General features: G+C 71.5%; 23 protein-coding genes, 4 tRNA genes and 1 pseudogene. 15 read left to right on the top strand and 13 right to left on the bottom strand.

Translation table 11 applies throughout. From position 1 onward, the window contains the following. From ACFU97_RS40355 to ACFU97_RS40335, 5 genes and pseudogenes are all read left to right on the top strand, one after another. A pseudogene (locus tag ACFU97_RS40355) lies at positions 1-632 on the top strand (DNA polymerase III subunit gamma and tau); the annotation flags it as partial. Positions 633-702: 70 nt separating this feature from the next. Then, positions 703-1,953 carry a phosphoribosylamine--glycine ligase gene (gene purD, locus ACFU97_RS40350; protein WP_384266708.1) on the top strand — a complete coding sequence of 417 codons (1,251 nt, stop codon included), beginning with the start codon at positions 703-705 and terminating at the stop codon, positions 1,951-1,953. Between the two features lie 352 nt (positions 1,954-2,305). Further along, the gene (locus ACFU97_RS40345) at positions 2,306-4,066 is read left to right on the top strand and encodes a hypothetical protein (protein WP_384266706.1); all 1,761 of its coding nucleotides are present in this window, start codon (positions 2,306-2,308) and stop codon (positions 4,064-4,066) included. A gap of 154 nt (positions 4,067-4,220) precedes the next feature. After that, on the top strand, positions 4,221-5,720 hold the full coding sequence (locus ACFU97_RS40340; RefSeq protein WP_384266703.1) for a N,N-dimethylformamidase beta subunit family domain-containing protein: 1,500 nt from the start codon (positions 4,221-4,223) through the stop codon (positions 5,718-5,720). 105 nt (positions 5,721-5,825) lie between these two features. Next, a complete protein-coding gene (locus ACFU97_RS40335) occupies positions 5,826-6,725 on the top strand; it encodes a phosphoribosylaminoimidazolesuccinocarboxamide synthase (protein ID WP_384266701.1) in 900 nt (299 codons plus the stop codon). Between the two features lie 48 nt (positions 6,726-6,773). On the opposite strand, the gene ACFU97_RS40330 is transcribed toward ACFU97_RS40335, so the two are convergent. From ACFU97_RS40330 to ACFU97_RS40295, 8 genes are all read right to left on the bottom strand, one after another. After that, positions 6,774-6,846: transfer RNA gene (locus ACFU97_RS40330), tRNA-Gly, on the bottom strand. A 23-nt stretch (positions 6,847-6,869) separates the two neighbouring features. Then, a complete protein-coding gene (locus ACFU97_RS40325; protein ID WP_384266700.1) occupies positions 6,870-7,484 on the bottom strand; it encodes a response regulator in 615 nt (204 codons plus the stop codon). After that, positions 7,481-8,752, bottom strand: coding sequence for a sensor histidine kinase (locus tag ACFU97_RS40320; RefSeq protein WP_384266713.1), 1,272 nt, complete (start codon positions 8,750-8,752; stop codon positions 7,481-7,483). The genes ACFU97_RS40325 and ACFU97_RS40320 overlap by 4 nt, the downstream gene beginning before the upstream one ends. Beyond that, a complete protein-coding gene (locus ACFU97_RS40315; RefSeq protein WP_384266697.1) occupies positions 8,734-9,513 on the bottom strand; it encodes an ABC transporter permease in 780 nt (259 codons plus the stop codon). The genes ACFU97_RS40320 and ACFU97_RS40315 overlap by 19 nt, the downstream gene beginning before the upstream one ends. After that, positions 9,510-10,448 (bottom strand): ABC transporter ATP-binding protein, encoded by a 939-nt coding sequence (locus ACFU97_RS40310; RefSeq protein WP_384266695.1) that lies wholly within the window; start codon positions 10,446-10,448, stop codon positions 9,510-9,512. The genes ACFU97_RS40315 and ACFU97_RS40310 overlap by 4 nt, the downstream gene beginning before the upstream one ends. A gap of 125 nt (positions 10,449-10,573) precedes the next feature. Continuing rightward, positions 10,574-10,646: transfer RNA gene (locus tag ACFU97_RS40305), tRNA-Gly, on the bottom strand. 81 nt (positions 10,647-10,727) lie between these two features. Continuing rightward, positions 10,728-10,799 (bottom strand) — tRNA-Gly (locus ACFU97_RS40300). A gap of 126 nt (positions 10,800-10,925) precedes the next feature. After that, positions 10,926-11,243, bottom strand: a complete 318-nt coding sequence (locus tag ACFU97_RS40295) for an Lsr2 family protein (protein WP_099929933.1) — start codon at positions 11,241-11,243, stop codon at positions 10,926-10,928. A gap of 278 nt (positions 11,244-11,521) precedes the next feature. Between ACFU97_RS40295 and purS the strand changes: the two genes are divergently transcribed. The 3 genes from purS to purL are packed head-to-tail and all read left to right on the top strand — an operon-like array spanning position 11,522 to position 14,717. Further along, on the top strand, positions 11,522-11,785 hold the full coding sequence (purS, locus tag ACFU97_RS40290; RefSeq protein WP_384266693.1) for a phosphoribosylformylglycinamidine synthase subunit PurS: 264 nt from the start codon (positions 11,522-11,524) through the stop codon (positions 11,783-11,785). Further along, a complete protein-coding gene (gene purQ / locus ACFU97_RS40285; protein ID WP_384266690.1) occupies positions 11,782-12,462 on the top strand; it encodes a phosphoribosylformylglycinamidine synthase subunit PurQ in 681 nt (226 codons plus the stop codon). Before purS ends, purQ begins: the two co-directional genes overlap by 4 nt. Then, positions 12,459-14,717 carry a phosphoribosylformylglycinamidine synthase subunit PurL gene (gene purL / locus ACFU97_RS40280; protein WP_384266687.1) on the top strand — a complete coding sequence of 753 codons (2,259 nt, stop codon included), beginning with the start codon at positions 12,459-12,461 and terminating at the stop codon, positions 14,715-14,717. The genes purQ and purL overlap by 4 nt, the downstream gene beginning before the upstream one ends. A gap of 100 nt (positions 14,718-14,817) precedes the next feature. Here purL and ACFU97_RS40275 read toward each other — a convergent pair whose 3' ends face one another. After that, on the bottom strand, positions 14,818-16,302 hold the full coding sequence (locus ACFU97_RS40275; protein WP_384266684.1) for an MFS transporter: 1,485 nt from the start codon (positions 16,300-16,302) through the stop codon (positions 14,818-14,820). Positions 16,303-16,381: 79 nt separating this feature from the next. Between ACFU97_RS40275 and ACFU97_RS40270 the strand changes: the two genes are divergently transcribed. The 5 genes from ACFU97_RS40270 (at position 16,382) to purM (ending at position 21,428) form a co-directional block, all read left to right on the top strand. After that, entirely contained in the window at positions 16,382-17,023 is a 642-nt protein-coding gene (locus tag ACFU97_RS40270) for a TetR/AcrR family transcriptional regulator (protein ID WP_384266681.1), read from the top strand. Between the two features lie 60 nt (positions 17,024-17,083). Further along, a complete protein-coding gene (locus ACFU97_RS40265) occupies positions 17,084-17,881 on the top strand; it encodes a sterol carrier family protein (protein ID WP_384266679.1) in 798 nt (265 codons plus the stop codon). 38 nt (positions 17,882-17,919) lie between these two features. Next, entirely contained in the window at positions 17,920-18,729 is an 810-nt protein-coding gene (locus tag ACFU97_RS40260; RefSeq protein WP_384266676.1) for an META domain-containing protein, read from the top strand. Between the two features lie 61 nt (positions 18,730-18,790). After that, the gene (purF, locus tag ACFU97_RS40255; RefSeq protein ID WP_384266673.1) at positions 18,791-20,320 is read left to right on the top strand and encodes an amidophosphoribosyltransferase; all 1,530 of its coding nucleotides are present in this window, start codon (positions 18,791-18,793) and stop codon (positions 20,318-20,320) included. Positions 20,321-20,354: 34 nt separating this feature from the next. Beyond that, on the top strand, positions 20,355-21,428 hold the full coding sequence (purM, locus tag ACFU97_RS40250) for a phosphoribosylformylglycinamidine cyclo-ligase (RefSeq protein WP_384266670.1): 1,074 nt from the start codon (positions 20,355-20,357) through the stop codon (positions 21,426-21,428). Between the two features lie 108 nt (positions 21,429-21,536). Here the strand turns inward: purM and ACFU97_RS40245 are convergent, their stop codons facing one another. Next, complete coding sequence (locus ACFU97_RS40245) at positions 21,537-21,788, bottom strand: DUF3073 domain-containing protein (RefSeq protein ID WP_384266667.1); 252 nt, start codon at positions 21,786-21,788, stop codon at positions 21,537-21,539. Between the two features lie 290 nt (positions 21,789-22,078). Then, positions 22,079-23,182 (bottom strand): Leu/Phe/Val dehydrogenase, encoded by a 1,104-nt coding sequence (locus ACFU97_RS40240; protein ID WP_384266664.1) that lies wholly within the window; start codon positions 23,180-23,182, stop codon positions 22,079-22,081. 222 nt (positions 23,183-23,404) lie between these two features. On the opposite strand from ACFU97_RS40240, the gene ACFU97_RS40235 reads away from it, so the two are divergent. Together ACFU97_RS40235 and bldC are read left to right on the top strand one after the other, a co-directional pair. Further along, complete coding sequence (locus ACFU97_RS40235; RefSeq protein WP_384266662.1) at positions 23,405-24,247, top strand: hypothetical protein; 843 nt, start codon at positions 23,405-23,407, stop codon at positions 24,245-24,247. Positions 24,248-24,766: 519 nt separating this feature from the next. Then, positions 24,767-24,973 (top strand): developmental transcriptional regulator BldC, encoded by a 207-nt coding sequence (bldC, locus tag ACFU97_RS40230; protein WP_003949541.1) that lies wholly within the window; start codon positions 24,767-24,769, stop codon positions 24,971-24,973. 486 nt (positions 24,974-25,459) lie between these two features. On the opposite strand, the gene ACFU97_RS40225 is transcribed toward bldC, so the two are convergent. Next, a complete protein-coding gene (locus ACFU97_RS40225; RefSeq protein ID WP_384266658.1) occupies positions 25,460-25,651 on the bottom strand; it encodes a DUF6274 family protein in 192 nt (63 codons plus the stop codon). A 319-nt stretch (positions 25,652-25,970) separates the two neighbouring features. Then, positions 25,971-26,045, bottom strand: a tRNA-Asp gene (locus tag ACFU97_RS40220). Between the last annotated feature and the right edge of the window lie 13 nt (positions 26,046-26,058).

The raw sequence follows: 26,058 nt of genomic DNA, 5'->3' as shown, positions 1-26,058 counted from the left end.
CCGCCGCATCCGCGCCCGCGACGCCCGCCCCCCAGGCTGCGGCGCCCGCGCCCGCCCCGCCCGCGAGCGGCGGCCTGGACCCGCGCATGCTCTGGTCGAACATCCTGGAGGCGGTCAAGAACCGCCGCCGCTTCACCTGGATCCTGCTCAGCCAGAACGCCCAGGTGGCCGGCTTCGACGGCACCACCCTGCAGCTCGCCTTCGTCAACGCCGGCGCCCGCGACAACTTCGCGAGCAGCGGCAGCGAGGACGTCCTGCGCCAGTGCCTGTCCGAGCAGTTCAACGTCCAGTGGAAGATCGAGGCCCTCGTCGACCCGTCCGGCGGCCCGGTCCCCCCGCCGTCCGCCCCTGCCGGCGGCTACGACGGCGGCGGCCCGGGTGGCTACGGCGGCGCACCCGCACAGCGCCCCGCCGCCGCGGCGCCCGTCTCGTCCCCGGCGCCCGCGTCGCCGTCCCCGGCGCCGTCCGCTCCCGCGCCCCGACCGGCGGCGCCGGAAGCCCCGCCGGTCTCCATCGAGGACGACATCCCCGAGGACGACGACCCCGACCTGAACGAGTCGGCCCTCTCCGGCCACGAGCTGATCGTGCGGGAGCTGGGGGCCACGGTGGTCGAGGAGTTCACGAACGAGTAGGGCTCTTGGAGGAACGTACGACCGACCCACCCCCCGGTTCTCGGCGGGAACGCCAGCTAGGCTGACCCCCGTGAAGGTCCTCGTCATCGGTAACGGCGCCCGCGAACACGCCCTGTGCCGCTCCCTGTCCCTCGACCCCGACGTCAGCGCGCTTCACTGCGCCCCCGGCAACGCCGGCATCGCCGAGGTGGCCGAGCTGCACCCGGTGGACGCGCTGGACGGCGCCGCCGTCTCCGCGCTGGCCGCCGAGCTCGGCGCCGACCTGGTGGTCGTGGGCCCGGAGGCGCCGCTCGTCGCCGGTGTCGCCGACGCCGTGCGCGAGGCCGGCATCCCGGTGTTCGGCCCCGCCAAGGAGGCGGCGCAGCTCGAGGGCTCCAAGGCCTTCGCGAAGGACGTCATGGCGGGAGCGGGCGTCCCCACCGCGCGCTCCTACGTGTGCACGACCCCGGACGAGGTCGACGCGGCGCTGGACGCGTTCGGCGCCCCGTACGTGGTCAAGGACGACGGTCTCGCGGCCGGCAAGGGCGTCGTCGTCACCGACGACATCGAGGCGGCCAAGGCGCACGCCAACTCCTGCGACCGCGTGGTCATCGAGGAGTTCCTCGAAGGCCCCGAGGTCTCGCTCTTCGCCATCACCGACGGCGTGACCGTGGTCCCGCTGCAGCCGGCCCAGGACTTCAAGCGCGCCCTGGACGGCGACGAGGGCCCGAACACCGGCGGCATGGGCGCGTACTCGCCGCTCCCGTGGGCCGACCCGAAGCTGGTCGAGGAGGTCCTGCAGACCGTTCTGCAGCCGACCGTCGACGAGATGCGCCGACGCGGCACCCCGTTCTCCGGGCTGCTCTACGCGGGTCTCGCGATCACCTCGCGCGGTGTGCGGGTCATCGAGTTCAACGCCCGCTTCGGCGACCCCGAGACCCAGGTGGTCCTGGCCCGGCTGAAGACCCCGCTGGCCGCCGTCCTGCTGGCCGCCGCGAACGGCACCCTGGCCGACCTGGAGCCGCTGCGCTGGAGCGACGACGCCGCGGTCACCGTGGTCGTCGCCTCGCACAACTACCCCGCCACCCCGCGCACCGGCGACCCGATCACCGGTCTGGACGAGGTGGCCGCCGAGGACGCCCCGCGGGCGTACGTGCTGCACGCGGGCACCAGGCGGGACGGCGACGCGGTCGTCAGCGCGGGCGGCCGGGTGCTGTCCGTCACGGCGACCGGCAAGGACCTGAGCGAGGCCCGCGACCGGGCGTACACGGCGGTGTCCCGCATCCGGCTCGACGGCTCGCAGCATCGTACGGACATCGCGGCGAAGGCGGCGGGCGCCTGACGGCAGCTCGCCCCGTAACCCCTCCCGGCTGAACCGCGCAGGCCCCTGATCCGTCTTGGCATCAGGGGCCTGCCGTCGTTCCGGCCCCCGCGTCCCGAGTTGGAATTCAAGTCAAGAACACGGGCCTGATCTTCGCTTTCCGTCACCCACCTCTGACCAAAGCCATTCCATCGAGTGACCGCTGGCCCAACCCGCTGACGAGGCCCGGGCCCCCAACTATGGTGCGGCGCAAGCGGTCCGGCACTTGGCCCACCGGCATTGCGATGTCGGGGGCGGGTGCCACAGTGGGGGAGTGAGCAACGCCAGGACTGCAGGGGATCCAGTACAGCGGGGGAGGGGGTGAGGTCCGGTCGTGACCGGTAGCGGAACGGGTGTGGAGGCGGGCGCGCAGGCAGCGCGCTCCAGGGCTCTCGCCGTGCTGCGCATCCGCAGCCGGGCGCTTGCCGTCGCCCTGCTGCCCGCGGCGGTCGCCGTGGTGCTGCTGGCCGGCGCTTCCACCGGCCATCTCATGGGACCCGCCTGGCACGTGGCCCGCTGGGCGGTGACCCCCTTCGCCGTGCTCGTGCTGCTCGCGGCCGGCGCGATAGCCCTGATCGTCGCCCGGGCCCGCCCGGCCGTGAGCCCGACGGTCGCGATCGCCGAGGAGTCCGCCCCGGACCTGTACCGGATGGTGCGCGACCTCGCCGACCGGCTCGACGTCCCCGCGCCCTCCGCGATAGCGCTCACCCCGGACTGCGACAGCTGGCTGGAGGACCGCACCCACCCGGCGCACGGCCCGCCGCCCTCCGAGCACCGCCACGACGAGCTCGCGGGCGCGCACACCCCGCACCGCCGCGGCCCCGCCGCCCCGGTCCTGGTGATCGGCTCGCCCTTCCTGTGGTGGATGCGCGTCGGCGAACTGCGCGCGGTCCTGGCCCCGGTCGTCGCCGGTACGGGCCCCTCCGCGCACCCCGACATAGCCGCGGCCCGCCGCTTCGTGCGCGGCCTGGACGCCGCGGTGGCCGTCGCCTCGACGGCCGGCCGCTGCCCCCTGACCCGCCTGGTGTGCGCGGGCGTCGGCCGGGTGGCCCGGCTGCTGCTGCACGGCTGCCAGGAGCACGCGACGCTGATGGAGCGGGGCGTGGCGGCCGCCGCCTCCGAGCGTGCACAGGCTGTGGACTACGGCCTCCGGATCGTCGCCCAGGAACAGGTGGGCCTCGCCTACGCGGGCTGGGACCGTCTGCTCACCCGCGTCGCGCTGCCCGCCTGGCGGATGGGCCGGTGGCCCGCCCGGCTGGACGCGGGCGTCGTGGCCGCCCTCACCGAACTCTCCCGCCGCGACCGCCTGGCCGAGGGCTTCGCCTCCCGCCTCGGCGAACGCCCCGCCTGCGACCTGCTCGAGGAGCCGGGCACGGTCGACGAGGCGGTCTCCCTCCTCGCCGCCCGCCTCTTCCACGGCGGCCCCGCCGCCCCCGGCCCCGACTGGTCCCCGGTGAACTGGGACGAGTACCCGGACGAGATCGTCGACCGCAAGTGGCGCACCGACGCCGCCCGCCTGCACCGGGTCCTGGACACCGTCGGTGTCACCCGCACTCCGGACGGCCCGACGCTCGCCCGCGTCCTGGACCACCTCTCGACCCGGTCCGCGCCCGCCCCGCAGGCACCGTCGGCCGCCCACGGCGAGACGCCCCCGCAGGGGTCACCCGCACCCGGCGACGGCGTGGCCGAGGACGACGAACCCGCGCCCAGCAACCCCCGCTTCGCCCCGCTCGCCGCGGGCCTCACCGCGGAGCTGGCCCGGGAGAAGACGCCCACGCCCGCCCAGCCGCCGGAGGCCCCCGCCATCTGGGACGACGGCACCTTCCCCCTCTTCCCGCTCCAACCGCCGCGCAGTTCAAGCGAGTTGCTGACCGACCACGTCACGGCGATGGTCTGCTGCGCGGCGATGGACACCGCGGGCGCCGCCCCCGGCCTCGACTGGCTCGACGGCCCGTCGCTCCTGTTCAACGGCGAACGCGCCACGGACCTGACCCCCCGCGTCCTCAGCCTCGTGGAGGACGGAGATCCGGCTCCCCTGCGGTCCTGGCTGCTGGAGTCCGGCATACGGCCCGAGAAGCCCGTCCGGCTGGTGTGACCGTAGCGGAAGATCACGTTCCACTTTCGGCCAATTCGCAACGAATAGTGACCGCATGGGTGCGCAATGTGATGTGCTGGGACCGATCGGGCACATGGCAAGGGCTTGCGGCACGCGACAGGCGACCACGGGGGATCCGAGGAGGGGAGCGACCATGGGGCCGGAGCAGATCCGCCGCTGGGAATCGGGGGCGCTCGCGCACGCGGTGACCGACCCCTTCGGCCAGGGCCCCCTCCCCTGGCTGCGCGGCGGTGAGACGTACTTCGGCGACACCGGCCAGATGGTCCCCTGGTACCTGGACCCGCCCGTGCCGTCCGCGGACGACGCCCCGTACACCCCGCGCGTCCCGTCCCCGCGGTCCTCCGGCGGCCCGCGCTCCGCGGACGACGTCCGCCGCCAGATCAAGGGCTTCGTCTCCACCGGCGCGGTCGCCCCGGGCGAGGCCGTCGACTTCCACATCACGGTCGACCCGCCCCAGCAGTTCGGCGTCGACGTCTACCGCATCGGCCACTACGGCGGCGACGGCGCCTCGAAGATCACCAACAGCCCCCGCCTGTCCGGCATCGTCCAGCCTCCGCCGCTCACCGCGGACCGTACGGTCTCCTGCCACCACTGGTGGCTGTCCTGGCGGCTGCAGATCCCGTCGTACTGGAGCGTGGGAGCGTATGTCGCCGTCCTGACCACCGCCGACGGCTACCGCTCCCACATCCCCTTCACGGTCCGCGACGACCGGCCCGCGGACCTGCTGCTGCTCCTGCCCGACGTCACCTGGCAGGCCTACAACCTCTACCCGGAGGACGGCCGTACGGGCGCGAGCCTCTACCACGCCTGGGACGAGCAGGGCCGTCTGCTCGGCGAGTCCGACGCGGCGACGACGGTCTCCTTCGACCGCCCGTACGCCGGCGCCGGACTGCCCCTCCACGTCGGCCACGCCTACGACTTCATCCGCTGGGCCGAGCGCTACGGCTACGACATCGCCTACGCCGACGCCCGCGACCTGCACGCCGGCCGGGTCGACCCCACGCGCTACCGCGGCCTGGTCTTCCCCGGCCACGACGAGTACTGGTCCGTGCCCATGCGCCGCACCGTGGAGCGCGCCCGCGAACACGGCACCTCGCTCGTCTTCCTCTCCGCCAACACCATGTACTGGCAGGTCGAGTTGGGCCCGTCCCCGTCCGCGGTCCCCGACCGCCTGCTGACCTGCCGCAAGCGCCGGGGGCCCGGCCGGCCCGTCCTGTGGCGCGAAGTCGACCGCCCCGAGCAGCAGTTGGTCGGCATCCAGTACGCGGGCCGGGTCCCCGAACCGCACCCCCTGATCGTCCGCAACGCCGGGCACTGGCTGTGGGAGGCGACCGGCGCCCACGAGGGCGACCGGATCGAGGGCCTGGTCGCGGGCGAGGCGGACCGTTACTTCCCGCGCGCCCCGCTGCCCGACCACGAGGACCGCATCCTGCTCGCCCACTCGCCCTACACGGACGCCGAGGGCGTCCTGCGCCACCAGGAGACATCGCTGTACCGCGCGCCCTCCGGCGCCCTGGTCTTCGCCTCCGGGACGTTCGCCTGGTCCCCGTCCCTGGACCGGCCGGGCCACGTCGACACCCGGGTCCAGCGCGCCACGGCGAACCTGCTGGACCGTATCTGCAAGCGCGACTGAGCCGCCGTACGCGACGGCCGGGCCGCGCGCCCACCACCCCCCACCAAGACCGATCTCCGGCATAAGGGAGAATCGAGCCGTTGGACAGAACCACGGGGAGGAACCGTGTCCGGATTCGTAGAAAAGCCCGAGCCGATTCAGGTTCCGGGCCTGGTGCACCTGCACACCGGCAAGGTGCGCGAGCTGTACCAGAACGAGGCCGGCGACCTCGTGATGGTCGCCAGCGACCGTATGTCCGCCTACGACTGGGTGCTGCCCACCGAGATCCCGGACAAGGGCCGCATCCTCACCCAGCTCTCCCTGTGGTGGTTCGAGCAGCTCGCCGACCTGGTGCCCAACCATGTCCTGAGCACCGAACTGCCGGCCGGCGCGCCGGCCGACTGGGCGGGCCGCACCACCGTCTGCACGTCGCTCCAGATGGTCCCGGTCGAGTGCGTGGCCCGCGGCTACCTCACCGGTTCCGGCCTGGCCGAGTACGACGTCTCCCGCACGGTCTGCGGCCTCGCCCTGCCCGAGGGTCTGGTCGACGGCAGCGAGCTGCCCGCGCCGATCTTCACCCCGGCCACCAAGGCCGCGGTCGGCGAGCACGACGAGAACGTCTCCTACGAGGAGGTCGCCCGCCAGGTCGGCGCCGACACCGCCGCCCAGCTGCGGCAGGCGACCCTCGCCGTCTACACCCGCGCCCGCGACATCGCCCGCGACCGCGGCATCGTCCTCGCGGACACCAAGTTCGAGTTCGGCTTCGAGGGTGAGGACCTGGTCCTCGCCGACGAGGTCCTCACCCCGGACTCCTCCCGCTTCTGGCCGGCCGACCAGTGGTCGCCGGGCCGCGCGCAGCCGTCGTACGACAAGCAGTTCGTGCGGGACTGGCTGACCTCGCCGGCCTCCGGCTGGGACCGCAGGAGCGAGCAGCCGCCGCCGGAGCTCCCCCAGGAGATCGTGGACGCGACGCGCGCCAAGTACGTGGAGGCGTACGAGCGTCTGACGGGGACGCGCTGGAGCTAGCGACACGAGGAAGGCCCCGGTCCGTGGGACCGGGGCCTTCCTGTACGGAGCGGACGACGAGGCTCGAACTCGCGACCTCAACCTTGGCAAGGTTGCGCTCTACCAACTGAGCTACGTCCGCACTGCGCCATGGCGCGACGCCAACTATACCCAACCTCGCTCCCGTGCGAGCCGCACGGCCGCGTGCCGGTTCTCCGCCCCGAGCTTCGAGACGGCCGACGACAGGTAGTTGCGCACGGTCCCCTGCGACAGCGCGGCCCGCTCGGCGATCTCCGCGACGGGTGCCCCGTCGGCCGCGAGTTCCAGCACCTCGGCCTCCCGCACGGTCAGCGGGGAGTCCCCGGAGGCGATGGCGTCGGCGGCCAACTCGGGGTCGACGTAACGGTTCCCGGCGTGCACCGTGCGGATGATCTCCGCGAGCCGCTGGGCGCTCACCGTCTTCGGGACGAAGCCGCGCACCCCCGCCGCGAGCGCCCGCTTGAGATGCCCGGGCCGCCCGTGACTGGTGACGATCAGCACCCGGCAGCCCGGCAGTTCGGACCGCAGGGATGTGGCGACCTTCACACCGTCGGCGCCCGGCATCTGCAGATCGAGCACGGCCACGTCCGGCCGGTGCGCCCGCGCCATGGCCAGCGCCTCCGGCCCGCTCGCCGCCTCGGCGACGATCACGAGGTCGTCCTCCAGCGCGAGCAGCGCGGCGAGCGCGCCCCGGATGAGGTGCTCGTCGTCGGCGAGCAGCAGGCGTACGGCGCCGGTCATGCGGTGACCTCTCTCACGCTCAGCGGTACTTCGGCCACCACTCGGAAGCGGTCCTCGCCGGCCGGTCCCGCGGCCAGCGTCCCGCCCACCGCCGACAGCCGCTCCCGCAGCCCGGCCAGCCCGGACCCGCCGACGCCCGCGGCGTCGCCGGCTCCGTCGTTCTCCACGGTCAGCACCACCCGTCCCGTGTCCCGGGCCAGCACGATGTCGCACAGCGCGGCGTCGCCGTGGCGCAGCACGTTGGTCGTGGCCTCCCGCACCACCCAGCCCAGCGCCGACTGCACCTCGCCGTCCAGCCCGCCCACCTCCCCGCGCACCGCGCAGGTGATCCCGGCCGCGCTCAACACCCCTTGCGCACCGGCGAGTTCGACCCCGAGATCGGCCTCGCGGTACCCCCGTACGACATCCCGCACCTCCCGCTGCGACTCCTGCGCGATCCGCTGCACCTCGGTCATCTGGTCCACGGCCTCGGGCCGGCCGCGCCGCGCCAGCTGCACCGCGAGCTCGCTCTTGAGCGCGATGACGGCCAGGTTGCGCCCGATCACGTCGTGCAGGTCCCGTCCGAACCGCAGCCGCTCCTCGGCGACGGCCAGCCGCGCCTCGACCTCGCGGGCCCGCTCCGCCTCCCACAGCACGGACAGCGTCCAGGCGCCGCAGCGGCAGGCCAGCAGCGAGAAGAGCGCCCCGAAGGCGGTCAGCACGCCGACCATCACGATGGCGGTGACCTCCGGGTCGGTCCATCCGAACGCGCAGACGAGCACCACGGCGAGCACGGCGAAACGGCGCAGGAACACCCCGACGGGAGCGACCAGCCCGTACAGCAGCCCGAAGGGGAGCAGCGAGGCGCCGAGGGCGAGCCGGACGGCGACCGGTTCGGCGCCGTGCAGCGCGGCGAGCACCAGGGTCAGCCCCAGCGCGAGTGCCAGCAGGAGCGCGGCGGGGCGCAACGCGCCCGGCGGGAGTTCGCAGCGCCCGAGGTAGTGGTCGAGGACCGGCCGGGTCATCCGGTTGGCCTCCGCGCACTGCAGGGCGCCCACCAGCAGGAGCAGCCCGCCGGCGGCCAGCGGCGCGGGCCGCCGCTCCAGCCCGCCCACCAGGGGCAGCGCCAGCCAGCACAGGGAGAAGAACCATGTGGTGGCGTACCAGGTGACGACGCTCTGCAGCTCGACCCGTTCGGCCTTGGTCCGCTCCCGCCAGTGCCGCTGCTGCCACCCTCTGATCTGCCCGAACACCGCGCTCTCCCCGTCCGTCAGCGCCGCGGTTCCCAGCGGAACCACCGCCGTACAGCAAACACCGCGAGCACGCTCCAGGCCACCGCGGTCGCGACGGCGCCCAGCACCTCGTAGCCGCTCAGGTGGCCGGTCCAGCCGCCCCGGACCAGCCGGATCGCCGGGGAGAGCGGCAGGAGTTCGCACACGGACGCCAGCCGGTCCGGCAGCACCTCCGTCGGGATCGCGATGCCCGAGCCCAGCATCGACACGAACACCAGCGGCAGCGCGGTGACCTGGGCGCTCTCCACGGTCCTGGTCACGGTGGCCGTGAGCGCGGCGAGCGCGGCACACAGCGCGAGCCCCAGGAGCACACCGAGGACGGTCAGGTACGGCGCCCGGGGCGCCCCCGCGTCCAGCAGCACCGCGCATCCCGCGCAGAGCACGAGGGACTGGGCGAGCCCGACGCATGCGGCGGGCAGCGCGGTGCCGGCGAGGATCTCGGCGTCGCCGAGCTCACCGGTCCGCAGCCGCTTGAGCACCAGTTCCTCGCGCCGGGCGACGTAGGCGCTCACCAGGGCGGTGTAGACGGCGAACAGGAAGGAGAACCCGATCGCGGCCGTCAGCATCACCGTGCCGACGTTCAGCCCCTGGGCCTTCAGGTCCATCCGGTCGACCGCGGGACGCACGCTGAACGGCAGCGCGAGGGGCACGAGCAGCGCCGTCACCAGCGCGCCGCGGTTGCGGCCGAGCAGGGTGAGCTCGGCCCGGGCCAGCGCCGTCAGCCGCCGTCCGGCGGGAGCGAGGACTAGCGCACTCATGCCGCCACCTCCCTCTCCCGCGCGATCCCGAGGAAGGCCTCCTCCAGCGAGGCCGGCCGCACGTCGAGCCCGTGCAGCTCCACCCGCGCCCGCTCGGCCCACACCAGCAGCCCGGTGGCCGCCCGCTGCAACTCCCGCGTGCGCAGCCGTACGAGACCGCCGTCCACCTCGTGCCCGCACACGCCGAGCTCCCCGAGCGGCGGCAGGTCCCCGAGGAAGTAGCCGACGGGCAGCCGGAAGGAGATCCGCGAGGGCTGGCGTGCGGTCACCTCGGCCGGGGTGCCGGTCACCGTGATGCGCCCCTCGTGCAGGATCGCCAGCCGGTCGGCGAGGCCCTCCGCCTCCTCCAGGTAGTGCGTGGTCAGCAGCACGGTCGTCCCCGCGTCGCGCAGCGCCCGCACCAACTCCCAGGTGTCCCGGCGCCCTTCGGCGTCCAGACCGGTCGTGGGCTCGTCGAGGAACAGCACCTCGGGCTTTCCGAGCAGGGCCAGCGCCAGGTCCAGGCGCCGCCGTTCACCCCCGGACAGCTGCTTGACCCGCACCCCGGCCCGTCCCGCGAGCCCGACGAGCGCCAGCGCCTCGTCCTGCGGCCGGGCACCGCTCACGCACCCCGCCCACATCCGAGCGGTCTCCGCGACGGTCAGCTCCGAGGGGAAGCCGCCCTCCTGGAGCATCACGCCGGTCCGCGGCCGGACCGCGCCGCGCTCCTCGTACGGGTCGTGGCCGAGGACCCGCACCCGGCCCCCGGCGGGCCGGGCGAGTCCTTCCAGCAGTTCGACGGTCGACGTCTTGCCCGCGCCGTTGGTGCCCAGCAGCGCGAAGATCTCGCCGCGGCCCACGGAAAAGGTGATTCCGCGCACCGCCTCGAACCCGCCCCCGTACGCACGCCGCAGGTCGGTGACCTCAATCACGTGCTCGTGTTCGTTCGTGTCCATGACTTCAGCGTCCCGGCGGACGGGGGCCGCCAGCAGTGCGCGCTGTCATCGGCCGGCATGACAAATGTCAGAAGCGGCCACGCACGAAAAGACCCCGGTCCCTGAGGACCGGGGTCTTACTCCTGAGCGGACGACGAGGCTCGAACTCGCGACCTCAACCTTGGCAAGGTTGCGCTCTACCAACTGAGCTACGTCCGCATTGCCTCCGACCGGCTCCCACCGATCGGCGCGAGCACCAGCCTACCTGATCCACAAGAGTGGTTCGGACCGGTGGTGCAGAGCGGGTGACAGGAATTGCACACTGCGCCTTCCCCCTGGAAGGGGGATGTTCTACTACTGAACTACACCCGCACGTACTCCGTGGGCCTCGGCCTTTTCGGCCTCGCCCCTCGGCGTGCTCCAGACTCTAACTGACCAGGAGGGGTGCAGCGCAAGTCGGTTCTCCCGAGGGGCCGGTGACCGGTCGTCGGGCGGGGCTCACTGCGCCGCGCTGAACGCCTCGTACACCTTCTTGGGGATGCGGCCGCGGGCCGGGACGTCCATCTTGTTGGCCTGGGCCCAGGCGCGGACGGCCGCCGGGTCGGGGGCGACCTCCGTCTGCCGGTAGGTCCGGCCCGACTTCGACCGCTTGCGGCCGGCCTCCACGTACGGCGCGAGCGCCTTACGCAGTTTCTTGGCATTGGCTTGATTCAGGTCGATCTCGTACGACTTGCCGTCGAGTCCGAAGGCGATCGTTTCCGCCGCTTCCGAGCCGTCGATGTCGTCAAAGAGCGTGACCACGACCTTCTGCGCCACGAATATCGGTCCCTTCGTGCGGCACGATGACAATTCATTTGTACAGTGCCCGACAATGCAATGTGAAGCCCGACTAAATCCTTCCGCGTGTCCGAGCGCAATAGGTATCAGGCATCGATCTCAGATTTTTCCCGTAACTTTTCGCCCCCGGACACCCTCCCGCCTCCTCGTGACAGCGGTCACGTAGTTTCCTACAAGTCGACGCGCGTAGAAATTTTGTGCGGGTAGTCTGAAGTCACTTGTAGGAACCTGCTCAGCACCACACACCGGGAGTGCCAGTGGCACGCGTCGTAGTCGACGTCATGCTCAAGCCGGAGATCCTCGACCCCCAGGGCCAGGCGGTCCAGCGCGCACTGCCGCGACTGGGTTTCGAGGGGATCTCCGACGTACGTCAGGGAAAGCGATTCGAACTGGAAGTTGACGGGCCGGTCGACGACGCCGCGCTCGCCCGCATCCACGATCTTGCGGAATCCTTCCTCGCCAACACCGTGATCGAGGACTTCACCGTCCATGTCGAACAAGTCGCGGAGGCCGCGAAGTGACCGCTCGTATTGGCGTCGTCACTTTCCCCGGTAGCCTCGACGACCGGGACACGCAGCGCGCGATCCGCCTTGCGGGCGCCGAACCGGTCGCCCTCTGGCACAAGGACAAGAACCTCCACCAGGTGGACGCCGTCGTTCTCTGCGGCGGTTTCTCCTACGGCGACTATCTGCGGGCCGGTGCCATCGCGCGGTTCTCGCCGGTGATGGAGACCCTCATCGAGCAGGCGAAGGCCGGACTGCCGGTGCTCGGCATCTGCAACGGCTTCCAGATCCTGACCGAGGCCCACCTGCTCCCGGGCGCGATGCTCGGCAACGATCACCTCCACTTCATCTGCCGCGACCAGAAGCTGCGGGTGGAGAACGCGGAGACCTCCTGGACCAGCGACTACACCGCCGGCCAGGAGATCCACATCCCGCTGAAGAACATGGACGGCCGGTACGTCGCCGACGAGTACACGCTCGACAAGCTGGAGGCCGAGGGCCGCGTCGCCTTCCGCTACCTCGACTTCAACCCGAACGGCTCGCTCCGCGACATCGCCGGCATCAGCAACGAGGCCGGCAACGTCGTAGGCCTCATGCCGCACCCGGAGCACGCCGTCGAGCCGCTGATCGGTACGGGCCGTACCGACGGTCTGCCGTTCTTCACCTCGATCCTCAAGAAGCTGGTCAACGCATGAGCCGGACGCCTCTGGACACGGTCGAGAACGCGGCCGCGACCCCCGACGTCGAGCTGCCCTGGGCCGAACTCGGCCTGAAGAAGGACGAGTACGAGCGGGTCGTGGAGATCCTCGGCCGCCGGCCCACCGGCGCCGAGCTCGCCATGTACTCGGTCATGTGGTCCGAGCACTGCAGCTACAAGTCCTCCAAGGTGCACCTGCGCCAGTTCGGCGAGAAGGCGCCCCAGTCGGACGCCATGCTCGTCGGCATCGGCGAGAACGCCGGCGTCGTCGACGTCGGCCAGGGCTACGCCGTCACCTTCAAGGTCGAGTCGCACAACCACCCCTCCTACGTCGAGCCCTACCAGGGCGCGGCCACGGGTGTGGGCGGCATCGTCCGCGACATCATCGCGATGGGCGCGCGCCCGGTCGCGGTCGTCGACCCGCTGCGCTTCGGCGCGGCCGACCACCCCGACACCAAGCGCGTCCTGCCGGGCGTGGTCGCGGGCATCGGCGGCTACGGCAACTGCCTGGGCCTGCCCAACATCGGCGGCGAGGTCGTCTTCGACGCCTGCTACCAGGGCAACCCGCTGGTCAACGCCGGTGCCATCGGCGTCATGCGGCACGAGGACATCCACCTCGCCAAGGCGTCCGGCGCCGGCAACAAGGTCATCCTCTACGGGGCCCGGACCGGCGGCGACGGCATCGGCGGCGCCTCGATCCTCGCCTCCGAGACCTTCGACGACGCGAAGCCCTCCAAGCGCCCCGCCGTCCAGGTCGGCGACCCCTTCCAGGAGAAGCTGCTCATCGAGTGCACCCTGGAGGCCTTCCGGGAGAAGCTCGTCGTCGGCATCCAGGACCTCGGCGCGGCCGGTCTGTCCTGCGCCACCTCGGAGCTCGCCTCGAACGGCTCCGGCGGCATGCGCGTCACCCTGGACGACGTCCCGCTGCGCGACTCCACGCTCTCGCCCGAGGAGATCCTCATGAGCGAGTCGCAGGAGCGCATGTGCGCGGTCGTCGAGCCCGGCAAGGTCGACCGCTTCCTGGAGATCTGCGAGAAGTGGGACGTCATCGCCACCGTCATCGGTGAGGTGACCGACGGCGACCGCCTGGAGATCTTCTGGCACGGCGGCAAGATCGTCGACGTCGACCCCCGCACGGTCGCGCACGAGGGCCCGGTCTACGAGCGGCCGTACGCCCGCCCGTCCTGGCAGGACGAGCTGCAGGCGGACGACGCGGGCCGGCTCGCGCGGCCCGCCACCTCCGAGGAGCTGCGCGAGCAGGTCCTCAAGCTGGTGTCCTCGCCGAACCAGGCGTCCAAGAAGTGGATCACCTCGCAGTACGACCACTTCGTGCAGGGCAACACCGTCCTCGCCCAGCCCGAGGACTCCGGCATGATCCGCATCGACGAGGAGACCGGCCTCGGTGTCGCCATCGCGACCGACGGCAACGGCCGCTACGCCAAGCTCGACCCGTACGCGGGTGCGCAGCTGGCGCTCGCCGAGGCGTACCGCAACGTCGCCACCACCGGCGCCAAGCCGCTCGCCGTCTCCGACTGCCTGAACTTCGGCTCGCCCGAGGACCCGGCCGTCATGTGGCAGTTCGCGGAGGCCATCCGCGGGCTCGCCGACGGCTGCCTGCAGCTCGGCACCCCGGTGACCGGGGGCAACGTCTCGCTCTACAACCAGACGGGCGAGGCCGCCATCCACCCGACCCCGGTGGTCGCGGTCCTGGGCGTCATCGACGACGTGGCCCGGCGTACGCCGGTCGCCTTCCAGGAGGAGGGCCAGCTGCTCTACCTCCTCGGCGAAACCCGCGAGGAGTTCGGCGGCTCGGCCTGGTCGCAGGTCGTCCACGACCACCTCGGCGGTCTGCCGCCCAAGGTGGACCTGGAGCAGGAGCGGCTGCTCGGCGAGATCCTGATCTCCGCGTCCCGCGACGGCATGATCGACTCGGCGCACGACCTGTCCGACGGCGGTCTGATCCAGGCGGTCGTGGAGTCGGCGCTGCTCGGCGGGAAGGGCGCGCGGCTGGTCGTCCCGGACGGGCTCGACGCGTTCACCCTCCTGTTCTCCGAGTCGGCGGGGCGCGCGGTCGTCGCCGTACCGCGCTCCGAGGAGGTCCGCTTCAACGACATGTGCGGTGCGCGGGGTCTGCCGGTCACCCGCATCGGTGTCGTGGACGGCACCACGGTCGAGCTCCAGGGCGAGTTCGAGCTGTCGCTCGAGGAGCTGCGCGAGGCGCACGAGGGCACGATCCCGGCGCTGCTCGCCTGAGCCCGTTCGGCGCTACGACGACGAAGGCCCCGCCCGTTGCGCACGGGCGGGGCCTTCGGGCTTTCCTCACGGGTGGGCGCCGCTCACCGGCGCGTTCTCCTCACACGGCCACCGGCTCCTTCGCCGGTTCCGCGGTGCCCGTCCCCGGAAGGGGCCTCGGCAGCCTGAGCGCCATCAGCGCGGCCAGGGCCATCAGTCCGGCGCCGCTGAAGAACACCACGCTCGTCGCGTCGACGTAGGCGTGCACACCGGCGGTGCGGGCGCCGCCGGTCAGCCGGGCGAGGGCGCCGACGTCGCCGCCGGGACCGTGGGCCGCGTACAGACGGGTCAGCACGGTGCCGAACAGCGCGGTGCCCAGGGCGTTGCCGAGGGACTGGAAGTAGCGGACGGACGTGGTGGCGACGCCCAGCTGCGGGCGCGGCGCGGCGTCCTGCACGAGCAGGATCAGCTGGCCCAGCAGCTGCCCGAACCCGGCCCCGATCAGCAGGAGTTCGGCGCGGATCAGCCAGAGCGAGGTGTCCGGGCCGGTCGTGGCGGCGAGCAGCAGGAAGGCGACGGCGGTGGTGACCGAGCCGCTGATGGTGAAGGTCCGCGCCGTCCAGCCGCGGGCGCCCAGCGGACCGCCGAGCAGCCCGGTCGCCGACAGCCCCACGGCCATCGGGATCAGATAGAGGCCGGCGGCGGAGCTGGTGATGCCGCGGACGAGCTGGAGGTAGACCAGCACGTAGTAGATGGCGCCCGTCATCGCGGCACCCATGATCGCCTGCACGGCGAAGCCGAGCCGCAGCTCGCGGATGCGGAACAAGGAGAGCGGCAGGACCGGTTCGGGTGCGCGCAGTTGCCGCCACAGGAACAGCGCGAGGGCGGCGACGGCCGTGACGGCCAGGCTCAGCACGGCCGGTGACGTCCAGGCGTACTTCTTGCCGCCCCAGTCGGTGACCAGGAGCAGCGCGCTGGAGAACGCGGCGGCGAGCGCGGCGCCGGACCAGTCGAGCGGACGGCGCTCGTGCTGCCCGGGCAGCTTCAGGGCGAGGGCGGAGGCGGCGAGGACCACGAGGCCGACGGGCAGGTTGACGTAGAAGATCCAGCGCCAGCTCGCGTGGTCGGCCAGCACGCCGCCCAGCCAGGGGCCGACGGCCATCGCGCCGCCGGCGACGAGTCCGCCCGCGTTGCCGCCCTTGCCCGCGCCCTGCTCCTGCGGGCCCTTGAGGTGGGCGATCACCACCATCGTCACGCTCATCAGGCCGCCGCCGCCCAGGCCCTGGACCGCGCGGGCGGCGATGAGCTGGGTCATCGACTGGGCCGCGCCGCACAGCGCGGAGCCGAGCAGGAAGACGGCGATCGAGCCGGTGAAGACCCGCTTCGGGCCGGCGACGTCGCACAGCTTGCCGTACAGCGGCAGCATCGCGGCCGACGCCAGGGCGTAGGCGCTGACCAGCCAAGGGATCTTGTCGATGCCGTGGTCGGGGTCGAGGTCATGGGCGATCGGGACGCTGGCCGCGGACACGATCTGCAGGTCCAGGACGGCCAGGACGATCGTCACGAGGCACACGAGGAAGCCGACTTTGCGCTGGGTCTCGGTCATGGGCGACAGCATGCCCGCAATTCATATACCGAGTCAATATTTCATCCGAGCTTAAAATTCGTCTTGGTACAGTGCTGGCATGACGGCCGAGGTGATGGGTCTGCGCGAGCGCAAGAAGCGGCAGACGGCGATGCGGATCTGGCAGGTCGCGGTCGACCTGTTCGTCGAGCGCGGTTTCGACAACGTCTCCGTGCAGGAGATCGCCGACGCCGCCGAGGTCTCGAAGATGACCGTCTTCAACTACTTCGGCACCAAGGAGGACCTGGTCTTCCGGCCGATGGAGGAGCACTTCGGGGACGCGGCCCGCGCGGTGCGGGAGCGCGCGCCGGGGCAGAGCGCGGTGCAGGCCGTGCGCCGGCAGTTCCTGGAGATGGTCGAGACCCGCGACCCCTCGATCGGCCTGAACCCCGAGCCCTTCGCCCGCCAGATCCGCCGGCTCGTCCGCGACACACCGGTGCTGATGGAGCGCGCCGTGCTGGCCGCCCAGCAGGGCACCCGCGACCTGGCCGGCCTGCTCGCCGAGGAGACCGGCGACCTGATGCTCGCGACGGTCGCCGCCGCGATGCTCAGCGCGGCCCGCAACGCCCTCGTCGAGGAGCACCACCTCAGGATCGGTGAGGGCGAGCACGTCGACGCGGTCGCGGCCGACGCGGCCGAACGCGCCGAGCAGGCCTTCGCGTTGGTCGAACGGGGCCTCGCGGACTACGCCCGCAAGCAGTGACGCGGGCCGCGCTCCGGGACGCGGAGCCGATCCCGCGGGAAAGGCTCTAGGCTCACCGCCATGCCCCCGGCCAAGAAGCGCGCCCGTACGTACGACTCCGTCAAGATCCGTGCCGCGGTCACCGCGCAGTTCGGGCATCTGCGGGAGGCGGTGGGCACCCTGACCCCCGAGCAGCTGACGGGGCCCACGCGGCTGGGGGACTGGACCGTGCGGGACCTGATCGCGCACACGGGGATGGCACTCGGTGCCGTCAGCCGCTTCGTCGACCGGCCGGCCCCGGTGCGCCAGGAGGTCACGGTCCTCGACTGGCCGTTCGCCACCGCCGCCAACGCGGACGGGATCGACGAAGCCGGCCGCCGCCTCGCGCAGGAGAACCCCGACCTCGACGCCTACCTCGCCGCCATCGACCACCGCTTCGCCGCGGACCTGGCCGCGCACCCCGGCACCCGGCTGCTCGCCACCGGTACCGGGCCCATGCCGCTCTCCGAGTACCTGGTCACCCGCACCGTCGAGCTGATCGTCCACACCGACGACCTCAACGACGCCGTCCCGGGCCTGGCGGTGCCGTACGAGCGCCAGGCCCTCGCCGCCTGCACCCGGCTGCTCGCCGACGCCCTGGCCGCCAAGGCGCCCGGCGGCTCCACCGAGGTGCGGATCCCGCCGTACGCCGTCGTGCAGTGCATCGAGGGCCCGCGGCACACCCGCGGCACCCCGCCGAACGTCGTCGAGACCGACCCGCTGACCTGGGTGCGGCTCGCGACCGGGCGCCTGACCTGGTCCGAAGCGGTGGAGAAGGCCCAGGTCAGCGCCAGCGGCGAGCGGGCGGACCTGAGCGGGCTGCTGCCCCTGATGGCATAGCCGGGGAACCGCCCTTTCGTCCCTTCCGTCCCATAGGCATGGACAAACAGCGACTCACCCTCGCCGTCCTGACCGTGCTGCCGCTGGTCATGGCCTGCGGCCGCGACACGGGCGACACCGGCGGCAGCGGCGCCACCCCGGCCGCGTCGGGGATGTCGGGCGTCCACTGGCGGGTCGACAGCGTCACGGTCGACGGCACCACGCGGCAGGCCCCCGCCGGCGCCGACGCCGGGCTCCGCATCGGTGCCGACGGCACGGCCGTGGGCAACTACGGCTGCAACGAGTTCGGCGCGAAGGCCGCCTTCACCGGCCACCGGGTCACGCTGTCGCACGCCCGGCAGACCCTGATGGCCTGCGAACCGCGGCGGATGGCCTTCGAGCGGGCCCTGTCCCGCACCCTCACCGGCCACTCGCTCGCGGTCGAGACCAAGGACGGCCGCCTCACGCTCACCGCCCGCAACGGCGACCGCGTCCGCCTGACCGAGGAGCAGGACGCCTCCCTGTACGGCACGAAGTGGACGGTCACGTCCCTCGGCAGCGACGGCACGGCGACAAGCCTGCCGCGCAAGGCCGAGGGGTCCGCATACCTGACCTTCGACAGGAAAACGGGCAAGGTCACCGGCCGTCTTGGATGCAATCACGTCACCGCGAAAGCCACGGTGCGCGACGGACGTATCACGCTCGGTCCGGCATCCACCACCCGAATGATGTGCGACGCCTCACTCATGGACACCGAGAAGAGCCTCCTGCGCCTCTTCGACGGCGCGGCGACCTACCACGTGGATCATCGAACACTCACGCTGACCAGCGAAAACGGAGAAAGCGCCGAAGCGGTGGCCGGAAAGTGATCGTCGGGCGGCCGCCATCCCCAATTCGGACCAGTGGTCGATCTCGCCTACACTCGGTGCCGTGCCACGTGGTGACGGTCGACTCAATCATGATCTGCTCCCCGGTGAGAAAGGCCCCCAGGACGCCTGCGGCGTCTTCGGAGTCTGGGCTCCGGGCGAAGAGGTCGCCAAGCTCACTTACTTCGGGCTCTACGCCCTCCAGCATCGGGGCCAGGAATCCGCGGGAATCGCGGTCAGCAACGGCTCCCAGATCCTCGTCTTCAAGGACATGGGCCTCGTGTCCCAGGTCTTCGACGAGACCTCTCTCGGTTCGCTCCAGGGTCATATCGCGGTCGGACACGCCCGCTACTCGACCACCGGTGCCTCCGTGTGGGAGAACGCCCAGCCGACGTTCCGCGCCACCGGGCACGGTTCCATCGCGCTCGGCCACAACGGCAACCTGGTCAACACCGCCCAGCTCGCGGAGATGGTCGCCGACCTGCCCAAGAAGGAGGGCGGCCGCACCCCGCGGGTGGCGGCCACCAACGACACCGACCTCCTGACGGCCCTGCTCGCCGCCCAGGAGGACGCCGAGGGCACGCCGCTGACCATCGAGGAGGCCGCCCACACGGTCCTCCCGCAGGTCAAGGGCGCCTTCTCGCTCGTCTTCATGGACGAGCACACCCTCTACGCGGCCCGCGACCCGCAGGGCATCCGCCCGCTGGTCCTCGGCCGCCTGGAGCGCGGCTGGGTCGTCGCCTCCGAGTCCGCCGCCCTGGACATCTGCGGCGCCTCCTTCGTCCGCGAGATCGAGCCGGGCGAGTTCGTCGCCATCGACGAGAACGGCCTGCGTACGTCACGATTCGCGGAAGCGAAGCCCAAGGGCTGCGTCTTCGAGTACGTGTACCTGGCCCGCCCGGACACCGACATCGCCGGCCGGAACGTCTACCTCTCCCGTGTGGAGATGGGCCGCAAGCTCGCCAAGGAAGCACCGGTCGAGGCCGACCTGGTCATAGCGACCCCGGAGTCCGGCACCCCCGCCGCCATCGGCTACGCGGAGGCCTCCGGCATCCCGTTCGGCGCCGGCCTGGTCAAGAACGCCTACGTCGGCCGGACCTTCATCCAGCCCTCGCAGACGATCCGCCAGCTCGGCATCCGGCTGAAGCTGAACCCGCTGAAGGAAGTCATCAAGGGCAAGCGCCTGGTGGTCGTGGACGACTCGATCGTCCGCGGCAACACCCAGCGGGCGCTGGTGCGGATGCTCCGCGAGGCCGGGGCCGCCGAGGTCCACATCCGGATCTCCTCCCCGCCCGTGAAGTGGCCCTGCTTCTTCGGCATCGACTTCGCCACCCGCGCCGAGCTCATCGCCAACGGCATGACGATCGACGAGATCGGCACCTCGCTCGGCGCCGACTCCCTGGCCTACATCTCCATCGACGGCATGATCGAGGCGACCACCATCGCCAAGCCGAACCTCTGCCGCGCCTGCTTCGACGGCGAGTACCCGATGGAGCTCCCGGACCCCGAGCTGCTCGGCAAGCAGCTCCTGGAGACCGAGCTGGCGGCCGGTCCGGCGGAGACGGCCGCGGCCGACGCGATCCGTCGCCCGTAAGCCCCGTAGCAACCAACCCGAAAGATCCCAGGCAATGTCTGAGAGCCGTTCCACCGGCGCTTCCTACGCGGCTGCCGGCGTCGACATCGAAGCGGGCGACCGCGCCGTGGAGCTGATGAAGGAGTGGGTGAAGAAGACGCAGCGCCCCGAGGTCCTCGGCGGCCTCGGCGGTTTCGCCGGCCTCTTCGACGCCTCCGCCCTCAAGCGCTACGAGCGCCCCCTGCTCGCCTCCGCGACCGACGGCGTCGGCACCAAGGTCGACATCGCCCGGCAGCTCGGCGTGTACGACACCATCGGCCACGACCTGGTCGCCATGGTCATGGACGACATCGTGGTGTGCGGCGCCGAGCCGCTGTTCATGACCGACTACATCTGCGTCGGCAAGGTGCACCCCGAGCGCGTCGCCGCCATCGTCAAGGGCATCGCCGAGGGCTGTGTGCTCGCCGGCTGCGCCCTGGTGGGCGGCGAGACGGCCGAGCACCCCGGACTGCTCGGCGAGGACGACTTCGACGTCGCCGGCGCCGGTACGGGCGTCGTGGAGGCCGACCGGCTGCTCGGCCCGGATCGTATCCGTACGGGTGACGCGGTGATCGCCATGGCCGCGTCCGGGCTTCACTCGAACGGGTACTCGCTGGTCCGGCACGTCCTGCTGAACCAGGCGGGCCTGTCGCTGGACGCGCGGATCGAGGAGTTCGGCCGCACGCTCGGCGAGGAGCTGCTGGAGCCGACCAAGATCTACTCGCTGGACTGCCTGGCGCTGACCAGCACCACCGAGGTGCACGCCTTCTCGCACATCACGGGCGGCGGCCTGGCCGCCAACCTGGCGCGCGTGATCCCGGACGGTCTGCACGCGATCGTGGACCGCTCCACCTGGACGCCGGCCCCGGTCTTCGACCTCGTCGGGCGGACCGGTCAGGTCGAGCTCCTGGAGCTGGAGAAGACCCTGAACATGGGCGTCGGCATGATGGCGATCGTGCCGCAGCAGTCGGCGGACGTGGCCCTCGCGACGCTGGCCGACCGCGGGGTCGAGGCCTGGGTGGCCGGAGAGATCACGGAGCGCGGCGACCACACGACCGGTGCGGCGCTGGTCGACACGTACGCGAGCTAGCGGCGCCGCGGCCGCCGGAGGTGATGCCTTCGGCGGTCCGCGGAAGCAGCGCAAAACCCGGTCCGGTGGTGTGGACCACCACGGACCGGGTCGAGCGCAGCTGGAGCGTCAAGCGCCGCGGCGTTGAGACGCGGGACCGGACTCGTCGTCCTCGTCCTCGTCGTCGTTGTAGAGATCCGCGTACTGGGCGTACGGGTCGTCTTCGTCCTCGTCGTCCTCGAACGGCTCGCCGTTCGGCGGCTGGCTCGAAGTCGAAGCGCCCAGCTCGCTGGCCAGACGCGACAGGTCAGTCCCGCCGCTGTTGTACTTCAGCTGGCGGGCGACCTTCGTCTGCTTGGCCTTGGCCCGGCCGCGCCCCATGGCTCGACCCCCTCGGTGACGGGGCTCGACGGCCCCAGAGTCTTGACACGCGTTCATGATCTGGAACGGGCTCTCATCGGAGAGACCGGTCCGTAGGGCTTCCACGGTACCTGAGCCCGCGCCCATACGGTACGTCGCCCGCAGCACGGGCCCGGATCCAGGACCCTCGGGGCGCGTCGTCCCCGCTGGTCAACCGCGATTTTAACCACTTCTTGGCAGGCGACCCGCCGACGAACGTGAGAGTTCTCTCTAAGTGTGCGCCGACGGGTACCGGCCAAACCTCCCGAAGGTCAGATCCTGCGCGCCGCGGCCGCCTCGTGCATGCGCTGTTCGGCGATCCGGTCGGCCGCGGCGGCCGGCGGAATACCGTCTTCCTTCGCACGTGCGAATATGGCGAGCGTGGTGTCGAAGATCTTCGCGGCCTTCGCCTTGCACCGGTCGAAGTCGAAGCCGTGGAGCTCGTCGGCGACCTGGATGACGCCGCCCGCGTTCACCACGTAGTCCGGCGCGTAGAGGATCCCGCGGTCGGCGAGGTCCTTCTCGACGCCCGGGTGGGCGAGCTGGTTGTTGGCGGCGCCGCAGACGACCGTGGCCGTCAGCGCCGGCACCGTGTCGTCGTTCAGGGCGCCGCCGAGCGCGCACGGGGCGTAGATGTCCAGGCCCTGGACGCGGATCAGGGTCGCGGTGTCGGCGACGGCCGTCACGCCCTCCGGGTGGGCGGCGAGGATGCGTCCCACGGCCTCCTCGCGCACGTCGGTGATGACGACCTCGGCGCCCTCCGCACGCAGGTGCTCCACCAGGTGGTGGCCGACCTTGCCGACGCCCGCGATGCCGACCTTGCGGCCGCGCAGCGACGGGTCGCCCCACAGGTGCTGCGCGCTGGCGCGCATGCCCTGGTAGACGCCGAAGGCGGTGAGGACGGAGGAGTCGCCGGCGCCGCCGTTCTCGGGGGAGCGGCCGGTCGTCCAGCGGCACTCGCGCGCCACGACGTCCATGTCGGCGACATAGGTGCCGACGTCGCAGGCGGTGACGTAGCGGCCGCCGAGCGAGGCGACGAACCGGCCGTAGGCGAGCAGGAGTTCCTCGGACTTGTCCTGCTCCGGGTCCCCGATGATCACGGCCTTGCCGCCGCCGTGGTCGAGTCCGGCCATGGCGTTCTTGTACGACATCCCGCGCGCGAGGTTGAGGGCGTCGGCGACCGCGTCGGCCTCGCTCGCGTACGGGTAGAAGCGCGTACCGCCGAGGGCGGGGCCCAGGGCGGTGTTGTGGATGGCGATGACGGCCTTGAGGCCGCTGGCGCGGTCCTGGCAGAGCACGACTTGCTCATGTCCGCCCTGGTCCGAGTGGAACAGGGTGTGCAGTACATCAGCAGGTGCGCCGGTTACGTCGGTCACTGTGGTGACTCCTGAGTAAATAGCGGCGGGCGGAGACCAGCTCCCGTGTGGGTGGCGGGGGCTGTGAGGACGAGATTAGAGCCTGTGAGCCCCGCCATCCGCGCAGTGCTCAGGATCACCTGCTCGCGGCGTACGGCCGTGCGACGATTTGCATAGATTTCCCGCCCGTTTGTGAGCGGGTTCCGCAGGTTTTCCCGGTGGTGGGAGGGGGAGGGAGCAGGCGTGCCCAAGGTGTCCTCGGTGATCGTCCCGTATGCGACGTATCTGCGCGTGTACGAACCACTGGCCGCCTTCCCCGAGCCGGAGCGCGGCCACTGGGCGCGCTACGCCCGGCGTGCCGACCGTCCCTCGTACCAGGACGAACTGCGCCGCTCGCTGGCGGACTTGGTGCCCACGCCGCCGGTCCCGGTGCCGGTGCACGAGAGCAGCGACGCCTTCGTGGCCGAGGTCGACGGGGTGGTCTGCGTGTGCCCCTGGCGCACCCGGCTGCGCGGCTGGCGGGCGCTCCAGGAGCTGCCCGAGGAGCTGCCCAAGCCGGTCCTGGAGGCGGTGCTGCCGGAGGTCGTGCGGCGCCAGGCCACCCAGGACTACGAGCGCTGGCTGACCCGCAACCCGGACGCCCGGCCCTGGATCCGCACCGCGACCTGGCAGGTGCCGCTGCACTGGTTCGTGCTGGTGTCGGACGAGGAGCGGCGCTTCGACAAGGGCTCGGGCGAGATCCCCCCGATGCTGCGCTACCGCACGCCGATGGTGCAGGCGCGGCGGCGCGTGGCCAGGGCCCTGCGGGCGCTGAAGGACGGCGTCGACGAGGGGCCGCTGATCGACGGTCTGGTGGACGTCGGGCGCTGGCTGGAGGAGTTCCACCCGCGCTCGCTGGTGGAGCTGGACTACGGCGGCCTGGTGCACGTCCTGCCGGCGGGCGAGCTGGAGGACGACCGCTCGGCGGCGGACGTCGCCGAGGGCATCGAGGCGCTGCGGCAGGGCGACGGGGCGGCCGCGGGGGCCGCGTACGCGCGGCTGGTGGAGCGCTGGCGCTCCGTCAGGGACCGGCGTTCCGCGAACTGACGTTTGACGTTCCGCCCGTTTTGGGGTTTTGTCCTGGCATCGAAGTGTGCTTTGTGCCCGCTGAGGTCTCTCCGACATGGGACGTAGGTCACGATCCGGGCGTTCGCCTCAAGTGAGGGTCAAACACGGCCAAGCGTGATGGACCGCACGTACAAGGCTCTTGCGTCTCATGCCCCTCCTCATGCCAAAATAGGACAAGGAGTCCGGGGAGGACTCCGTCCGCATTGCACGCTTTGGGGGGTCTGGTGACTCCTGATCGTCCTGTGACTGATCGTCACAGTGGCGTGACTGTCCGCTATGGCATGGTCCATCGGCTTCCGTCGCTGATGAACACCTGGAGGGGCAATTCCATCGGTTTGGCCGACGCGGCTGGACAGATGGTGTAGTTGTAGTGCCGAGGACAAGCCGTTCGTCCTATAACCGACTCGACTCGCGTCCGCCATTTCGGGCAACGCGGGTCAAGGTGCAGAATTTAGAGGAAAGAACCGAGAAGGTTCGGTTCTCCCGAGGAGGCCGCTCATGACCGCTCGCACCCCTGATGCCGAGCCGCTGCTGACCCCGGCTGAGGTCGCCACGATGTTCCGCGTCGACCCCAAGACGGTCACGCGGTGGGCGAAGGCCGGAAAGCTCACTTCGATCCGCACGCTCGGCGGGCATCGCCGCTACCGCGAGGCGGAGGTCCGCGCACTGCTGGCGGGCATTCCGCAGCAGCGCAGCGAAGCCTGAACAACAACTCCATAACCGGGCAAAACGGCAGGTCCCCCAACGTGCCGAGGCGCCCGGAACCCTAGCTCCAAGCGACGCGGGGTCTGCCCCAACAGGCTCCACGCCCAAGCTCATCAGAGCTTCTCAGACAAGTGACAGGGTGCGTCGTCGATCGCGCTGGACTCCGCCGAGTCCGGCGCGATCTTTTTTGTGTGGGGCCGTGCCGGCCCTGCGGCTCTGTGAGTGGCCTTGTCGGAGTCTGGGGAGGGCTGTCGGATCTCCTGTGGGGCGCCCCTGGGGCAGTGCCGGGGAGCAGCCTCCCGGGCAGTGCAATTGCACATATTAAATTGACCAGTTGTAGGTGGGGCGTAAGTACCGCGCTTTCAGAAACTCATGCGGTGACTCCCGTCACACGGCAGAGTCCTTGTCCCCTCAGTCACGAGTGCGCTAGAGGAGCCGTGCCCTCCACGCTCCCACGGTGGGGCGGGTGTTGGGGGCGGCCGATGGTCATGCGCCCGCGGGACTTTCGTCCTCCGGGTGCTCGTCCGGGACCTCGACGACCCGTGGTGCGGAGTCCATCGCCAGCCGCAGCAGGTGGTGGCAGATCGGGCAGTGGCGGGTCAGATGGCCGTACGACGAGGCGGCCGACAGGTGTGCACGGAGCAGGGCCCGTGTCTCGTGCCTGACCGTCGCCGCCATACGCCACCTCCGCGGGCCGCTCGGCGAACAGGCCCTGTCTTCTGGGTACCTACCGAATGTGACGCCGTCAAGACGGCATGGAGCCCCGCGCGGCCCTGGAGGGGCGCGGGTGGCTGCAGCGTCACGGGACACGAAGAAGGGCCCGCATCCCTCACGGGATGCGGGCCCTTCTCCCCTGTGGCGGTCCTGACGGGATTTGCCGTACCCGATCGCGGCTGCGCTGCCGGCGCGGCCTCCCCCTCGACAGGCCGGCGAGGGGTGGCGGTGGACATGGAGAAGGCCCGCACCCTTGCGGGTGCGGGCCTTCTTTCCCACTGTGCGGTCCTGACGGGATTTGAACCCGCGGCCTCCACCTTGACAGGGTGGCGAGCACTCCAAACTGCTCCACAGGACCAGGTTTCGCAGTG

Source organism: Streptomyces sp. NPDC057616 (genome assembly GCF_042800575.1).
Classification (GTDB): Bacteria; Actinomycetota; Actinomycetes; order Streptomycetales; family Streptomycetaceae; genus Streptomyces.
Note: the sequence above shows the minus strand (reverse complement) of the source record. Positions and strands in the feature narration are given on the sequence as shown.

Excerpts from the sequence above, each read along its gene's own strand:
- purL (WP_384266687.1), top strand. The coding sequence starts at position 12,459 with ATGAGCCGGACGCCTCTGGACACGGTCGAGAACGCGGCCGCGACCCCC.
- bldC (WP_003949541.1), top strand. The coding sequence starts at position 24,767 with ATGACCGCTCGCACCCCTGATGCCGAGCCGCTGCTGACCCCGGCTGAG.
- ACFU97_RS40270 (WP_384266681.1), top strand. The coding sequence starts at position 16,382 with ATGACGGCCGAGGTGATGGGTCTGCGCGAGCGCAAGAAGCGGCAGACG.
- ACFU97_RS40325 (WP_384266700.1), bottom strand. The coding sequence starts at position 7,484 with ATGACCGGCGCCGTACGCCTGCTGCTCGCCGACGACGAGCACCTCATC.
- ACFU97_RS40275 (WP_384266684.1), bottom strand. The coding sequence starts at position 16,302 with ATGACCGAGACCCAGCGCAAAGTCGGCTTCCTCGTGTGCCTCGTGACG.
- ACFU97_RS40340 (WP_384266703.1), top strand. The coding sequence starts at position 4,221 with ATGGGGCCGGAGCAGATCCGCCGCTGGGAATCGGGGGCGCTCGCGCAC.
- ACFU97_RS40260 (WP_384266676.1), top strand. The coding sequence starts at position 17,920 with ATGGACAAACAGCGACTCACCCTCGCCGTCCTGACCGTGCTGCCGCTG.
- ACFU97_RS40265 (WP_384266679.1), top strand. The coding sequence starts at position 17,084 with ATGCCCCCGGCCAAGAAGCGCGCCCGTACGTACGACTCCGTCAAGATC.
- ACFU97_RS40315 (WP_384266697.1), bottom strand. The coding sequence starts at position 9,513 with ATGAGTGCGCTAGTCCTCGCTCCCGCCGGACGGCGGCTGACGGCGCTG.
- purM (WP_384266670.1), top strand. The coding sequence starts at position 20,355 with ATGTCTGAGAGCCGTTCCACCGGCGCTTCCTACGCGGCTGCCGGCGTC.
- ACFU97_RS40310 (WP_384266695.1), bottom strand. The coding sequence starts at position 10,448 with ATGGACACGAACGAACACGAGCACGTGATTGAGGTCACCGACCTGCGG.
- ACFU97_RS40245 (WP_384266667.1), bottom strand. The coding sequence starts at position 21,788 with ATGGGGCGCGGCCGGGCCAAGGCCAAGCAGACGAAGGTCGCCCGCCAG.
- ACFU97_RS40225 (WP_384266658.1), bottom strand. The coding sequence starts at position 25,651 with ATGGCGGCGACGGTCAGGCACGAGACACGGGCCCTGCTCCGTGCACAC.